General features: G+C 42.8%; 11 protein-coding genes. 1 reads left to right on the top strand and 10 read right to left on the bottom strand.

The features are described from left to right. Positions 1-2: 2 nt before the first annotated feature. The 10 genes from H9Y05_RS07680 to H9Y05_RS07725 all read right to left on the bottom strand — a co-directional run bounded on the left by H9Y05_RS07680 (position 3) and on the right by H9Y05_RS07725 (position 11,349). Complete coding sequence (locus tag H9Y05_RS07680; protein WP_216713945.1) at positions 3-674, bottom strand: rhomboid family intramembrane serine protease; 672 nt, start codon at positions 672-674, stop codon at positions 3-5. A gap of 18 nt (positions 675-692) precedes the next feature. Then, a complete protein-coding gene (locus H9Y05_RS07685) occupies positions 693-1,664 on the bottom strand; it encodes a M23 family metallopeptidase (RefSeq protein WP_163489751.1) in 972 nt (323 codons plus the stop codon). A 125-nt stretch (positions 1,665-1,789) separates the two neighbouring features. Next, on the bottom strand, positions 1,790-2,497 hold the full coding sequence (locus H9Y05_RS07690; protein ID WP_163489752.1) for a lycopene cyclase domain-containing protein: 708 nt from the start codon (positions 2,495-2,497) through the stop codon (positions 1,790-1,792). Continuing rightward, positions 2,497-2,946 carry a sterol desaturase family protein gene (locus tag H9Y05_RS07695; protein ID WP_163489753.1) on the bottom strand — a complete coding sequence of 150 codons (450 nt, stop codon included), beginning with the start codon at positions 2,944-2,946 and terminating at the stop codon, positions 2,497-2,499. The genes H9Y05_RS07690 and H9Y05_RS07695 overlap by 1 nt, the downstream gene beginning before the upstream one ends. Positions 2,947-2,953: 7 nt before the next feature. After that, complete coding sequence (locus H9Y05_RS07700; RefSeq protein ID WP_163489754.1) at positions 2,954-3,595, bottom strand: carotenoid biosynthesis protein; 642 nt, start codon at positions 3,593-3,595, stop codon at positions 2,954-2,956. Beyond that, positions 3,588-5,042 (bottom strand): 1-hydroxycarotenoid 3,4-desaturase CrtD, encoded by a 1,455-nt coding sequence (crtD, locus tag H9Y05_RS07705; RefSeq protein WP_163489755.1) that lies wholly within the window; start codon positions 5,040-5,042, stop codon positions 3,588-3,590. The genes H9Y05_RS07700 and crtD overlap by 8 nt, the downstream gene beginning before the upstream one ends. Before the next feature lie 2 nt (positions 5,043-5,044). Continuing rightward, the gene (locus H9Y05_RS07710) at positions 5,045-5,881 is read right to left on the bottom strand and encodes a phytoene/squalene synthase family protein (RefSeq protein ID WP_216713946.1); all 837 of its coding nucleotides are present in this window, start codon (positions 5,879-5,881) and stop codon (positions 5,045-5,047) included. Continuing rightward, complete coding sequence (locus tag H9Y05_RS07715) at positions 5,878-7,365, bottom strand: phytoene desaturase family protein (protein WP_216713947.1); 1,488 nt, start codon at positions 7,363-7,365, stop codon at positions 5,878-5,880. Before H9Y05_RS07715 ends, H9Y05_RS07710 begins: the two co-directional genes overlap by 4 nt. A 261-nt stretch (positions 7,366-7,626) precedes the next feature. Next, complete coding sequence (locus H9Y05_RS07720) at positions 7,627-8,898, bottom strand: hypothetical protein (protein ID WP_216713948.1); 1,272 nt, start codon at positions 8,896-8,898, stop codon at positions 7,627-7,629. A gap of 27 nt (positions 8,899-8,925) precedes the next feature. After that, on the bottom strand, positions 8,926-11,349 hold the full coding sequence (locus H9Y05_RS07725; RefSeq protein ID WP_216713949.1) for a TonB-dependent receptor: 2,424 nt from the start codon (positions 11,347-11,349) through the stop codon (positions 8,926-8,928). A gap of 295 nt (positions 11,350-11,644) precedes the next feature. On the opposite strand from H9Y05_RS07725, the gene H9Y05_RS07730 reads away from it, so the two are divergent. After that, positions 11,645-13,639: a transglutaminase domain-containing protein gene (locus H9Y05_RS07730; RefSeq protein ID WP_216713950.1), complete on the top strand. Its 1,995-nt coding sequence runs from the start codon at positions 11,645-11,647 to the stop codon at positions 13,637-13,639. Positions 13,640-13,660 lie beyond the last annotated feature (21 nt).

The raw sequence follows: 13,660 nt of genomic DNA on the forward strand, positions 1-13,660 counted from the left end.
CATTAAAAGATTAAATCAATAAACCGTTTTCCGGCATCAATATTAGTAAATAAAACGAATAAAATCCCAAAAATTGCCCCGCCGATATGTGCATCGTGTGCAATTCCCGTATTTCCACGTTTGTCCATGTAAATTTCGTAAGCGATGTACAGCGGGCCGAAGATATAGGCCGGAATTCCAATCGGAATAAAGAGTAAATGTAATTTCATCGTCGGGTTCCAGAGAATAGCGGCAAAAATAACAGCCGAAACCGCTCCTGAAGCTCCGAGTGACATGTATCCGGGATTATTTTTATTGCGGGCATACGGAAGAAGTGTTGCGAACAAACCTCCCGCAAAGTAAAGCGCAACAAATAACGCCTGACCGCCCCAAAAACCGTATTTCTGAATCCATCCGTCCTGTACTTCAATGATTCCGCCGCTTCCGTCTAAATAAGTTCCTCCTTCCATATTGAGCATAAAGCTTCCCAGAAAATACAGAGAGAGCATATTGAAGATCAGGTGTCCGTAATCAGCATGAATGAACATGTGTGAAAAGAACCGGTATTTTTCTCCGGATTCCTGTACCCGCGTCGGAATAAACATGAATCGGTACAGTAAATCCTTGTTGTTGAGTGCAGAGAAGGAAATAAGTACCGTAATAACAATAATTAAAATTAAAACGTTGAATACCATCTGTTGTTGTTTAATTGTCTAATCGAATGCTTTGTATGATTGCTGACTCATCTCAATCAGTTTTTCATATTCTTCCGGAGAGAGGTCCGAATGAAAGAAATTGATCGGGTCGATTTTGTTGCCGTTCATTTCTACTTCATAATGCAGGTGAGGACCTGTACTCTTTCCTGTATTTCCAACCAATCCGATCAATTCGCCGCGTTTTACTTTCTGTCCGAGCTTTACTTTAAACGCGCTTAAGTGTGCATAGCGGGTTTTGTAGCCGAATCCATGATTGACTACGATGCATTTTCCATATCCCCAGGAACCATTCTCCAATTCTTCTACAACACCGTCTCCCGTTACATAGACATCTGTTCCGATATCCGCAGTAAAATCGACACCGGTGTGCATCCGACTTGTCTTATAGATGGGATCTACCCTCCACCCGAACCCGGAAACAATTCTGTTCAAATCTACATTCCGTACAGGTTGAATGGCCGGAACACATTGCAGCAATTTCTCTTTTTCCTTTGCCAGTTTCTGTAGTTCCCGGAGCGAAAGACTTTGTCCCAGAATACGTTGCTCCAGCAAATCCATCTGTTGGGATGATTCTTTCATCAACTCACCGGTAGAGTAACTGGACAGGTAATCGTATTTACTGCTTCCCCCGATCCCCATTTGTCGGAATTCTTCCGGGAATTCATCAGCGTACAGTGCGACCCTGTACAGGTCCTTGTCTCGTTTTTCAATGGCGTCCAATGCCTGGTGAACAGTCGCGATATTATTGTTTAGTTCTGCATACCGGAGGCTCATCGCTTCCAGGTCTCTTTTTAATTGGGCTTCTTTGGGGGTTGCCATTCGCTGGCTGAAGAAAAAAGCAAGTACCAACCCCATTACGATACTGGGTGCGGCAAAGAGAAACCACTTGAAAATGCGCTTTCCAAGGCTCTCACGAACAACTTCGTACGATAATTTCTCCTGGTTAAACCGGTACTTCTGCTTCGACATCGTTCAAAGTTAATGAAAAATGAGAGAGAATACCGGAAAATTAGACGAAGGCAATCAGAAAAGTACCCGGGAGGTTATTTCTTGTGTTTTTTTAACTGTCGGCAGAGAATTTTATACCGTTCGCGTCAGATTGTTTGTCTTTTCAGAATCAGTTTCTGCCAGGCAAAATAAAAGAAAAATAAACTGATCATCATCAATGTATTGTAGAAGAAATCTTCAATCGGAATGGTCCAAATGCGGACTCCGCTGATGAAATCATTGCTGTAAAGTACAACGGGTTCGGGGGTGAATCCTCCCGTCAATGCGCCGTTTATCAGGAAGAACGGAATGAAGATGAACAACAGGGAAACCAGGCACAGGGCAATGTAGTTCCGGAATAACAATACACTCAGGTTGACCAATACCAGTGTCAATCCGAAAACGGTAAACGAATACAATTTTTCCCAGAATACAATCAGCAAGGTGATGGTTGCAGCGTTGAAAATGACAAGTGCAACCCAATTCAGCCGGGAGTCAACTTTCTGAACAAAGCCCGGGAGGTAATACCGGACACATTCCAACACAAAAATACAGGCAAAAGGGATGGCTACAAAGAAGATGTTTTCTTCCAGCGGCAAGCCGAATAAATGGATGCCGAGGGTATATTTTTCATTGAACCACCAAACCCCCAGGCTGTGAAAATACAAGTCCCACGGTAAAAAAATAAAGAAGGATGCAATGATTGAGATAATGGAATACCGCCATTTTTTAATGTACCGGACATTTTTATCGAAACTTAAAACGATCGGGCACATGATCGAGAATAAATTCAGGTATAGGTAATAAAACTCCATCAGTTCTTTTTAAAATATTTTTTCGGAATAATGAGAAATCCAAAGCAGGAACCTCCTTCTTTGAAACGGTTTTTGTGGTGAACTTTGTGTGCCATGCGAATGGCTTTGAAATAACGGTTATCAATACCGTCCAGCCATTTAAAGCGGCGGTGAACCAGCACATCATGTGCCAGAAAATAGATCAGTCCGTATGCGGCCACACCAAATCCAAATGAAACGACGAACCAATTCTGATAAATCCATCCGAACATGATGGTCAACCAGCTGGGAATGGCGAAAATGACAAAAAATAAATCATTTTTTTCAAAGAACCCCCCGGTCTTCTGGTGGTGGTCCTTGTGGAGAAACCAACCCCAACCGTGCATGAGGTATTTATGGGAAAACCACGCTACAAACTCCATGAAAAATACGGTAGCGATTCCTATCAATATGTAAATAATCCACAACATCGTCCAACTAATTTGCTAAAATTACGAAAAAAAGAAATTGTATCACTAAAACAGGTAGTGCCATTTTGTTACTCATTTCAGGAGTAAGGGTTTTACCCAACAACCAGGAAAAACACATGGCAATAACAGCCCACGACATATAATTTTGCAACGGGGGTACTGTTTCCAGCCATTGCCACAAGTTCCATTTGATGGCAAAAGGTTCGATGAAAATATCCAGGATTACAAGCAATGCACCCGTTAAAACAGGTTTTGACCACGCCGGCAGTTTCATAGGATGAATGAATAAGGTGCCCGCGTACACCAGCATTCCCCAGTTGATCCCCATCACCAACGGTGTATTGAATAGTTTTACGCCCAATACATCGGAATACGAATACAAACCAAAGGGCAATCCTGTCTGTGTTCCGACGACTTCTACCAGAAATCCCAGCAAAATAATAATCCCAATGGGAAAAATCAGTTTTTTTGACCAGTGAACGTGATTGAGCAACAGGACGGCTGTTGTGAACATTAACGTAAATGGTGTGAGCCGGATAATTGCTTCTTTGTCCTCACTCGTTGTGAGTAGCGTAATACCGACAATGTAGTAGATCACCAGACAGATCAATGAGATCGGGAAGCGATATGTGCGAATGTGTTCAAACATGTTCAGTTGCGATTTTAGCGGAGTGCAAACATTGCGGAATTCCTCCTCCGGGATGTGTACTTCCTCCCACAAAATACAAATTTTTGTACGATTTGGAAAAATTGGAATGTCGTTTGAAAAAAGAAAAAGCCGAATTACTGGAAATTCCGTGTAGAGCTCCCTGGTACGAATTGGTTTTTTTCTCAATCAACCGCGGTGACAGGTGATCTTCAAAAACAATGTGCTGTTCCAGATCAGTCGTTAGTACCTTATTCAGTTTGGCAATCGTATTGTTTCGAATCTGTGCGATTGCCTGATCATTGATCTGTTGAGTGTCGCTTGGTGTCATGACCATTACGAACCAGTTTTCCATTCCTTCCGGAGCATCAGACGGAACCACTTCACACGAACGGTGGATGTACACAGAAGCATCGTCAATCACCTTTCCTGTGGAGAAAATACCGTTGAATTCAGCGGCATAATCATCCGGGTAGAACATGTTGTGCAGATCCAGTTCCGGGAATTTCCGATTGATGCCCCAGTAAAAGACAACGACCGAGCTGGAACGTTCCTGTAAAACGGATGCCGGAAGTTTCTTTTCTTCCAGTAGGTGTCGGTGCGTAAAATGTGCATCTGCTCCACTGAAAACAAGGTCACTTTTGATAAATGTTCCGTTGACAACAATCCCTGTTGCCTGTTTTCCTTCCGTTACTATTTTTTCGACCGGAGCACCGAAATGAAACTGAACCCCAATGTCTTTTCCCAATTGATAGATGCTGTTTGTAATGTCGTGCATCCCGTTTTTCGGGAAGAACACCCCTTCTGTAATCTCCAGGTGAGGCATCAGACTCATAATACCCGGCGTTCGATAAGGATCGGATCCGATGTAGGATGCAAATTTATCCAGAACCTGTACCAGTTTCGGATGCCGGATGAATTTTTTATTGGTTGCATGTAGCGACTTGAAGATGTCCATTCCGACAAGTGCAGGATAGGACTTCAGGTACGCACGGCTGAAATAATTTTTTTTGAGGTGAACACTTTTTTCCAGGAACACCGGTTTACTGATCCGGTATTTTCGTTCACTGTCGTCCAGGTATTTGAGAATGTGTTGCCGCGCTTCACCAAATTGGTGTGTCGCAGCTTCAATAAACGCGTCTTTATTGGCCGGTGCTTCAAACACTGTTCCGTCATTCCAGAAATACCTGGCTGAAACGGGATGTTGGATGTATTCAAAATAATCCGTTGGGTTTTTACCGGCCAGCTCAAAAAGTTCAGTCACCAAATCCGGTAATGTAAATACGGAAGGACCTGCATCAAAACGAAACCCATTTGCCTCAAGCACGGTCAGTTTACCTCCGGGATAGTCATTTTTTTCATATACATGGACATCAAATCCTTTTACCTGCAAGCGGATAGCAGTGGCTAAACCTCCGATTCCTGAACCGATGACAACCGCTTTTTTCATGCTTAGATAAAATTGAATTGGTGTCGGACATACGAACTCACCAGGAGTGTGTATTTTTTGCGATCCGGGATCCGGACACGCTCATTTAACAATGTATGAGCCGGTCGTTGCTTAATGGATCCCAGCAATTTAGTATAGTACACATATGCCAGGTATACACCAAAGCGCGATGACTTCGGCAATTTCTTAATCCCGTCCAAACCGATCTTGAAATCCTGTTCAATTTCCGTTATCAGTTCTTTTTTGGTCGTTTCGTCAAAACGGGACATGTCTACGTTCGGGAAGTAAATTCTACCCAGGTCCTGATAGTCATCTTTCAGATCACGCAGGAAGTTGATTTTTTGGAAAGCAGACCCTAATTTCATGGCGTACGGTTTGAGTTCCTCGTACATCGCATCGTTTTTATAGACAAATACGCGCAGGCACATCAAACCGACCACTTCAGCAGATCCCAGGATGTATTTTTCATACAAATCGGAGTTGTAATCGATTTTTTCAAGGTCCATTTCCATGCTGTCGAGGAAGGTATCGATCAATTCCCGTTCGATTCCGAATTCATTGACGGTTTTTTGAAAGGACTGCAACACGGGATTGGTGCTGATTTTCCGGTCGATGGCATTGTAAGTATCCTGGCGGAATTCCTGCAACAAATCCGCTTGCGGACAGTCGTGAAATGAATCGACTATTTCATCGGCGATGCGCACGAAACCGTAGATGTTATAGATGGGTTCCTGTAATTTTTTGTTCAGCAGCCGAATTCCCATCGAGAACGAAGTGCTGTACGTTTGTGCAATCGTTTTACTTGTTATACTCGATATGTTATCGTAGACTATCTTCATAACGTATTTTCAGTCGTCAGTTTGTTGATGTATTCCGCAACTACCTTTCCTGAGATGATCGCAGGAGGTACTCCGGGGCCGGGAGTTGTCAGTTGCCCGGTATAGAACACGTTGTTCAATTTTTTATTGCGGATTTTAGGTTTTAAAAAAGCGGTTTGTTTTAGTGTATTCGCCAATCCGTAGGCATTTCCTTTGTAGGCGTTGTAATCACGGATGAAGTCATTCAGTGCGTATGAACGTTTGTAAACAATGTGTTCAAGGACTGATTGATTGGTCAGTCGCTCAAATCGGTTCATCACTTGTTGAAACAACCGCTCACGTTCATGCTCACTGTCTTGTATTCCCGGCGCGATCGGGATGAGCAAAAACAGGTTCTCACATCCTTCCGGCGCTACGGTTTTGTCCGTCACACTTGGTGCACAAATGTAAAACAAGGGATTTTCAGGCCATTTTCTATCGGTATAAATCTCAGCGGCGTGTTTCCCGAAATCGGCATCAAAAAAGAGGTTGTGATGAATGATGTGCTCCAGTTTTTTCCCCACTCCGATGTAATAAATCAGGCAGGAAGGTGCCATTTCGCGTGAATCCCAGTACTTTTCTGTGTAGTTGCGAAACGAATTGTCAAGTAACTGTTGATCGACATGATGGTAATCCGCACCTCCGACAATGGAGTCAAATGCATGTGCTACTCCATTGACAATAATTCCCTTCGCTTTTCCGGACCCTGTTTCTGTTATGACCTTTTCAACGGTTGCATTGTAGTGAATGGTGACACCTTGTTGTTCACAAATGGACACCATCGCTTTGATGATCTCAAACATGCCTTTTTGCGGATACCAGGTACCTCCGACCAAATCAGCATAGTTCATCAGGCTGTACAACGCCGGAATATTCTGTGGTGTTGCTCCGAGAAATAATACCGGAAATTCAAGAATTTGAATGATCCGTGGATGCTTGAAATAAGAACGCACGTGTTTGGAAAATGCTTTCAGCAAATCCAATTTCATGAATCCTTTCGCGATTTCCCATTTTGCAAATTCAAAAACAGAAAGGGAAGGCTTGTGCACAAACCTGTTCATGCCGGAATCGTATTTGATGGCTGCATCCGCCAGAAATTTATCCAGTTGAGCGGCTGCACCTGCTTCCAATGATTCAAACAATTGCTTGAGTTCATCCAGTTTATCGGAAACCGGAACAGCTTGTTCATCTCCGAAATGAATGGAGTAGGAGGGGGACAAGCGATCCAGTTGATAAAAGTCGGATGTTGTCTTCCCGAAATCGTTATAGAATTGCTCGAAGACCTCCGGCATCCAGTACCAGGAGGGCCCCATATCAAAGGTAAATCCTTGTTCTTCAAACTGCCGGCATCGCCCGCCCGGGGTACTGTTTTTCTCAAAAACGATCACTTCATGCCCGTCTTTCGCAAGATACGCAGCACATGAAAGACTTGAAAAACCGGTCCCGATAACGGCTATTTTTGACATGGTTGGTATTCTTTTAGGTTTTGATCGTTAGCAATCAGGCAACAAACATACGTCATTTTTCGGAAAAAATGGTGACAGGATGTTAAAAGATACTGAAAATATAGAGGTGAGTAAAGACAATTTATACATGTGGTATATCCGGTAATTTATTGAATGATATAATTATTATAACTGGATGAAGTGATAGTGTAGGCTTGATTATTGGGGTACAAAAAACCCTGCGACAGATCTGTCGCAGGGTTTTTATAAAATTCACTGATCTTAAAAAATTCCTAAATAGAATGCATCTGTACCTGTTTGTAGTTTGGCCCCCGTTGTAAATCCATCCGGAGTCGCGTTTTGCGGGTCGAAGATGTAGATTCTCCCTTCTCCTCCAAGCGGAGTAATCGCCATGTACAACTTACCTTCAATTACAGAAGCCCATTGGTATTGTTGCAACCAGAACGACTGACCCAGGTTCATTTTTGTTGCTGTTCTGCTGTTGAGATCGATGCGAACAATGTCCCAGTTAGCAGATGAAGAAGCGCCTGCATCGGCATTCAAAACAGGTGCATAACCGATTCCGTTACCAACGTAAAACCAACCATTTGTCTGGCAGGCGTGACCCAATACATCATCCAGTTTGAATACGTATGAAGCATCGTATGTATTGTTGGTGATTTTCAATACGCTCATTCCTTTTGATGTAGAAACCTGGTACACATCCCCGTTGTCCATTTGATGTGCAACCGGGGTACGGTAACCGTTTGTATTTCCTTTTGCCCCGCCTGCATTTGTGCGAATGATGTGTTCATTTTCCAACGACGGGAAATCAACAACCAGCGACATCGCATCTGTTCCGGTGTACGCAGCTGCAGTATTGGTTGTTGTATTCATTTTTTGTTTTCCGCATCCGTAAATCAATTTTCCGTTTTGCAAAACAGGCGCATCAATACGGAAAATGAATCCGCCGTCCGCATCCATGTTCACAGGAAATGAACGAACAGTTCCCAGGCTCATTGTTGACAGGTTTACCACCGCCAATTTGATGGTTGAAGTGGTTGTCTGGTAAACCGAATCCGTTGTATAACTGTGTTCCACAACTACGTGATGCAGAAGGGCATTATTGTCATCAATTTTTGTCCAACGCGGATTGGCCGTTCCGATTGCTGCTTGTACGGAAGTACTCAATAACTGCGTGTATTTTTGACCACCGTCGTACCGGTATTTTGCCACTTCACCACCACCGAAGTTCAGGTTGTACAAAGTTTTACCATCCGTTGACGTATACATCCGTGCCGTTCTGACAGAAGGAATTTCAAATCCGAAATTATTGAAGGTGATCGTATGATTTGCATCCCGCATCTGTTCAACCGTAATTCCCTGGCTGAATGTCAATGATTCTCCTGTAGATCCTTGTCCCATTACAATGTGATAAGGTCTGTATGCTGATTCCGGCATCACAACTTCTTCTTCTTTGTCTTTTTTACAAGAAGTTAACGTAACTCCGAGAATCAACGTAATTTTCGTAAATGTTGAAAAAACTTTTGTCATGTTATTGCTTATTTTAGTTGTTACTTATTAAAAGATTGAATACGTTAATTTTACATAGCACCCTCTTCCGGGTTTTTGCAGCGCGAAATTGTCGAACAATTGGGCGTTAAAAAGATTCCTGACATCAAAGCTGACGGTAAACCGTACCTTCGGGAAGGTATAAGCAACTCCGGTATCGTGTGTCATTTGCGTCGGAATGAATGTCTGACCGGCACCGCCCAACCCTGTTCCTCTTCTCAAAAATTCATGAACGTACAGGAAATTGTAATGGAAAATAAACAAATCTCCTTTTGCAAACAAACTTGGCCGTTCGATCCGGAAATTGGAATTGATGGTGAAATAAGGGGTATTCGGCAACCTGCTTTTATTGGTCAGGACGGGTTCACCGGAAACCGGATCCAGAGTCGTGTTGTGAATTTGCGCATCAAAAATGGAACCGTTCACAGCAACCATCAACCATCGTTTAAAGGAATACAAGAGTTCCGCATCGACCCCTTTCGTAAACACTTTCCCGATGTTGCCGCTCACCAGGTTTTGATCATATCCCCCTTGATTGTATCGTAAAATGAGATCATTGGTATTGCGGATAAAGATATTCGGTCGGAAAATAACGTTGTGTTTCGGTAAATCGGGATTGAATTCGATTCCAAAATTGAAATTGTCGCTTCGTTCAGGTTTCAATTCCGGGTTGGCAATGATGTTTTCCGCAACAATTCCGAAAATTTCATTGGCTTCCGGTAAACGCACTGCCCGCTCCGCAGAAGTCATGACCATCAACTGGCGAATAATTTTAAAGGAAATCGCTCCCCCGAAACTGTAATTCTGCGTGGTCATATTCGTTTCCTTCAAATTGACAATCTGGTTGGGGCCATTTCCTGTTTTCGTGCGCAAAGATGCGTTGCGTTCCATGAAGTACCCTTTTCCGAAAACGGTTGTCCGCAATTTCTGTTTGAATGCCACATTCTCATAAGACAATCCCAGGATGTTCTTCATAAACGAACGTTGTTCACGCATGGCATTTTCAGCAGCCGGAATCATCGGATCGTCGGACTTGCGCTCAAAGGTGTTCAACAGGTGGTTGAACGTCAGTGTGTTGTTTTCATTGATGTGATACACCAGGTTGGTGCGTGAATTGATGTTCAGGTCAATGTCGTTTAACAGTGATTTTCTCCCTGCTTCTCCGCCACCGAGTACCCACACATCGGGTTGTGTCCCATTGTAATAATAGGTTTCCCTTCCCAACCAGCTGTAATGCGTGGGAATGGTATCCACCGTCGTGCGATCCAACCGGGAGACAGAAGCAAAGGTGCTGACATCCAGTTTTTTGAAGATACTTCTCTTTACGAATTCGAGATTTCCCATTATAGAATGAGATTTCATGTGCCGGTTTCCATAGACCACTTTCATTGATTGCCCGTGCTGAATCTGTCGATCCATGTTGGAAAACATACCGCCGATCATCAAGCGATCCGCCCATTTCACGTTTGTAAATCCAAGATCCATTTTTACACCCTGTGAGCGGTAGCGGTCGTGAAAACGTTTGGCGACAACCGGAGTGTTTGCCGCTCCAGGTGCCAGCTGCACATTCACATTGTCACCCCACACCTTGTAATTGTTATCCGAATAATTGATGAATCCGCCTCCATTCACTGTAAAACCCGACTTTTCGTTGCGGTAATTGCCTCTGAAATCAGATTGATGCGTATTGAACGATCCGTAGGAATATGAAACCGCGAAATTATTGGTCATTTTCTTTTTCAAAATAATGTTGATGGCTCCACCCAGGGCGTCATCAGACAAGTGAACGGGTACAACACCTTTAAAAATCTCAATGCGGTCGATCATAGCAGGTGGAATGCTGTTGATGGAAAACGAAGGACCGTAATTGTGGATCGGAATCCCGTCGATGAACACTTTGACTGAATTTCCCGAAAGTCCGTTGAGGTTGTAATTGACCTCCGATCCCAATCCACCAGACTGCCGTACACGGACACCTGCTGTTCGATCAAGTAGATCATTGGTTTGAATGGATTGTAACTCTAAGTTCCGGGGTTCAATGACCGAAACCGCAAACCCTTTGTCGCGTACTTCCCGCACTTCTGTTTTCCCGTAGACAATGGTTTCACCGAGCAACTTATCGGATGTGTTAACGATGATGGATATGGTTTCTTCTTCTTTATGAATGGTTTGCGAGAATGCGGTTTTTTCTATTTCGATGGAGCTGAGTTGAATGGTGTACTCTCCGAAAGGAATGTTGGTGAGTTGAAAGCGACCGTTTGCATCTGTCATGGCACGAAACTCCGTACCGACTAACTGAATGGCAACTGCAACTGCAACTTCTCCATTTTTGAACTGAACATCTCCTTTTAGTGTCCCTTGCTGAGCAAAGCACGATGCACCTGAAATCAGCATTAAAACTACTGCAAGAATGTATCTAATTTTTTGAATCATTTCCAATTGTTCAACTAAGCCAATTTGAATTTAGTCTAAATAATCGGCGCGAAATTACAACATTCTTAAGGGATATCCTATACCGCTAAAAGGGTATAGTTAAATAATTAAAGGGATGTTAAAAAGGGATAGAGTTGGAGGCTTTGCTTTCAACTAAACAGGATCTCCAACAACAATTATTTCAGTAAAACCACACAGTTTGTTAAAATAATAACAATGAATGGGCAGTTATTACGATTAGATTCCTATTTTTGCACCGCTCAAATACATACATCATCTAAAAAACACATCAATTATGACCCGGATAGGTATCCATCTACTTATTTTCGCATTTAGTTTCACGACACTTTCATACGCACAAAACAAACAACCGGAGATTCCGAAAAAAATCCAGAAATCCATACCGGATTTAGCTACATATCTGACCAAAGGAGAAACAGACCCCTTTGATAAGGTAGAACGCATTTATGAATGGATCACGGGAAACATTAACTACGATTACGATAAACTGACATCACATAAAACATTCGTGGGAACCAACCCGGAAAAAATATTGAAATCCAAAAAGGGAATCTGTACCGATTATGCCGAACTGATGTATGCCATGCTGGGTGCAATCGGGATCAAATCCGAAACAATTCCGGGGTATACCCACAATGCACACTGGCAGCCTGGTGATACACTTTTTCAGGAGGGACATGCCTGGATCGCCATTGAGATAGAAGAAGAATGGTATTTGGCAGATCCGACGTGGGATGCAGGATATGTTGGCCGTATTCCGATCAAGCCATACAAGCCGAAAACTTACAAAGAGAAGGCATTTAAAGATGAGAAAACTGCTGAAAAAGTTACAAAAAAGCGGGAAGCAAAAGAAGCGAAACGGAAGGAAGCGTACGACAAAAAGCCACCGTACACGGAAAAACACGGATTTGTGCGTGACCCTAAAAAGGAGTTCTTTTTGATTCACCCGGATACATTTTTATTGTCCCACTTGCCAACCAATCCCATCTGGCAGCTCCGGAATAATCCGATTTCCATTGAGGAATTTTCCAATGAGGATTCTGTCATCGTTGCAATCATTGAAAGCAAAGGCGCAGACTCATTGGATAACAAATTGGCGTTGATTGAATACCAGGAATTGGATTACCTTCAGAAATTGTTGGTTTTAGGTGAGGAAGGACATAAATTCAACCCTAAAAATCCTTCCGTTAAGGCATTGTATTACTTTAATTTCCTCGAACTGATTACCCGCAAGGACCTGCAAAAACTTGCGCGGGGAAGTCGTTATGAAATCGACCCGTCGAAATACAAAGCGCTTTCTTCCCTGAATGACACGTTGATGAAGTATATTTCATTGGATAAAAAATTCCAGAAAGTTTTGTACAAAAAGAATAAGGAATTTGATAGTGCTGACTTCAAAACTTCGAAAGAACGGGATAAGGTAAATGAAAAGGCGATGAGTCAGCTGGAACGCAAATCTGAAAAGTTTGGTTCCGTTCTGAATACAAATTCAGGCAAACTGGACGATCAGCAGGGAAAACTGGAATCCATGTACGCGAAAGTCAGAGCTGATTATCCGGGTGTGATGAACTATAAAAAACCGGACAACCTGGATCTTCACGTGATTCAAAAATGGATCGATTCAATCCGGGTGCAACAGGTGATGATTGATCAAGGAAAAGAACAGTTGACAACGCTGCGGAGCAATTCGTCCCTGAATCGTTATGTGAACAGTCTGCAGTACCTGGATTATCTGTACAAAGCCAATCAAAATTTTATTCCCAACAATAATTACTCGACAAGTTTCGTGATTGCCAAAGTGGATTCGTTGATTACGGTTGAAAGTAACCTTGCTACAATCATCCTTACCGATTCCATGGAATTGGAATTGTTTGACAAAGCGCTGTTTGATGCCGTGAAAAAAATTGAGTTGCACACGCGGTCAGCCAAAACGGAACTGAAAGCGATGGAAACGGCCAATCAGTTGAAATACCCTGCTCAATATGAGGAGTACCTGGCGGCATTGTTGGAAGAACAAATCCGGGCGGTGAATCAATTGATTTTAAATAGCCGGAATTTTAACGCACAAATAGCAAAAGCACATAGCCAGACGCATGGTTATTTAAAAGAGATCATCAAGAAGAAAGACAAACAAGTACAACTGAAGCAGGCAAAATACGATTTTAATTCAGAGCTGACAGAAACACAAAAAGACCGTTCGGAAGATTTGATTGACATCATGACAACGAAGTCGAAAGAGTGGAAGAATAAGTATAAGGTGAAGGGGTAGGGATACGTTTTTATGAGTTTT

Source organism: Taishania pollutisoli (assembly GCF_014518315.1).
In the GTDB taxonomy this organism is placed as follows: Bacteria; Bacteroidota; Bacteroidia; order Flavobacteriales_D; family Crocinitomicaceae; genus Taishania; species Taishania pollutisoli.